General features: G+C 39.7%; 1 protein-coding gene. It reads right to left on the bottom strand.

Annotated features, from left to right (window positions below; genetic code table 11):
- Positions 1-631 precede the first annotated feature (631 nt).
- Positions 632-1,201, bottom strand: a complete 570-nt coding sequence (locus tag AACW06_RS19280) for a hypothetical protein (protein ID WP_192076298.1) — start codon at positions 1,199-1,201, stop codon at positions 632-634.
- Positions 1,202-1,997: the final 796 nt, after the last annotated feature.

Consider the following 1,997-nt stretch of genomic DNA (forward strand, 5'->3'; position numbering starts at 1 on the left):
CCGCTGCATAACACCGTAAAACACTTTACCTGACGCATAGTAAAACTGCCACGCGTTGAGAATCCACTTGAATTGCTTGTTATGTGAATTTTACCGTGAATTCAAAGTAAACCACCGTAGAAATGAAGATATTTGAATAAGTTACGTACAAAAACGATGCTTACTAAAACCTAAATATCACAGCGTTCTTAGCCAAAGAGAGCCACTTGCAGAATCAACGACAAAGAAAGCGCCCTTTCAGCAACCGCTAAATTTTTTGCTTCACCAGATTTTCAGAGCTGAATGTCAGCAAGTGAATCAGTCAAAAAGACATTTCAATTAAAGCGATTTGAAACTGATGAAACTCAACACAAACCAGATCCAAAACTCAATTGAGGCAACCCAAGAACCTTGAAAACGATCAATCTCAAGTTGTTCAAGAATCCATTTCGACCAAGCCAACTTGCCGAAAACACGGAACGAATTCTCAATGAAATCGTAGCTTTGACCTTAAAAACCCATCAAACACATAACGCCCAATTAAGGTGTGAAGCACGCAATGACCAAGCCGCCGCATGGCGCTGCAACACCCAAAACCAACGCATACCAAAAATGCCACGCGTGCTGAATCACTCTTAAATTGTTTGTTAGCCTAGTTATACACGTGCACCTTTTCTTGCAACTCTACCCTTTGGGATTGTTTTACCTCTTGGTTTAAGTCTTTCTCAAGGTCGTTTTTAACCAGTTCAAGAATATTTGCTAACTCTTGAGTCTGTGCTGCATGTTCATTCAATTTACTCCGTTCAACTAAAAGCAAAAAAAGCGGAATGAATAATGCCAAAGTAAATAAACTAGGGAAAATGCCTGAAACGACCTCTAACTTTAGAGACATTCCTGTAACAGCTGAAATTAAACCAAAGCTTGCCGCTAGTAACGTTAAATAGTTTGAACGACTAACTAATCTCTCCCTAGTATTTTTATAAGCAACGATGATTTCGTTAATATACGCTTTGTTTAGTCCTCCCCCGGCTTTAAGCTTTGAGGCTGCAAATAACTTTGCATCATGGACTATCACTTGTTCCTTTTTAAGTAACTGAGAATAATGTTCACCTTTGCCGAAAGTTCTCTTTAAGAAACTCGGCACCTTATACCACGATTTTTTAAGATACTTCTTACTAATAAGTGCATACTCTTCATACAACTCTTGACCTAAGTTTTCCAAAAGCTAACTCCTATAATTTATTTCATTTATGACTAATTAGGCTAACGCCGCGTTAAGTGGTGAGCAACGCGACCACAATCCTAAACCATTGCGCCTTAAACACAACACTCAACCTAGAGCCGAAACTCCCAAGCGTTGGGAATCCGTCTTAAACGCCTAGTTAGCTGCTGCACTTTCGCTAGCAAATTACGACAAAATGCCTAATTTGAAACACATTATTGCTTTCAAACGGCAAAGTAAAACGGACAGCTGTGAAATTAAAGCCTAATCCACGAAATGTGCTTGGCAAAGAAGAAATGACCGAGAAAATCACCATTCCTAAGCATGGTAATTTGCAAAGAATTCTATCGAAAAAGCCAACGACAAAGCACACGAAACGAATTTAGGCATTCATGAATTTCAACAACCAAGAAGCCACACCAACGAACTTAACAAACACAACACTTCCCGTAAGCAGACTTCGTTAAGTTCAAACACTTCCCGAAAAGTGCCACTGGCGAGATAGTTGATAAGCTGAGATTTGTCCGGTGTGTAGCTAGAAAATCCAAAGCTTTTCCACCCTAAATTCACCGTTTTTCTTAACCCAAGCTAACGCCCAATTAAGGGGTGAACAACGCCTCCACCCAAACCTAACGCATTGTGCCATAAACACTAAATTTGAAGTAGAAACAAAAGTGCCAAGCGTTGTGAATCCCTCTTAAATTGCTTGTTATGTGTTTACTCAAAGTAACCCTCGGAAGCAATTGCAACCGATTGAAAGTACAACCCTTCACCTTCTTCTAAGTCAGGAAGAGTT

Origin of the sequence: Vibrio sp. S12_S33 (assembly GCF_963889785.1) — a bacterium.
In the GTDB taxonomy this organism is placed as follows: Bacteria; Pseudomonadota; Gammaproteobacteria; order Enterobacterales; family Vibrionaceae; genus Vibrio; species Vibrio aestuarianus.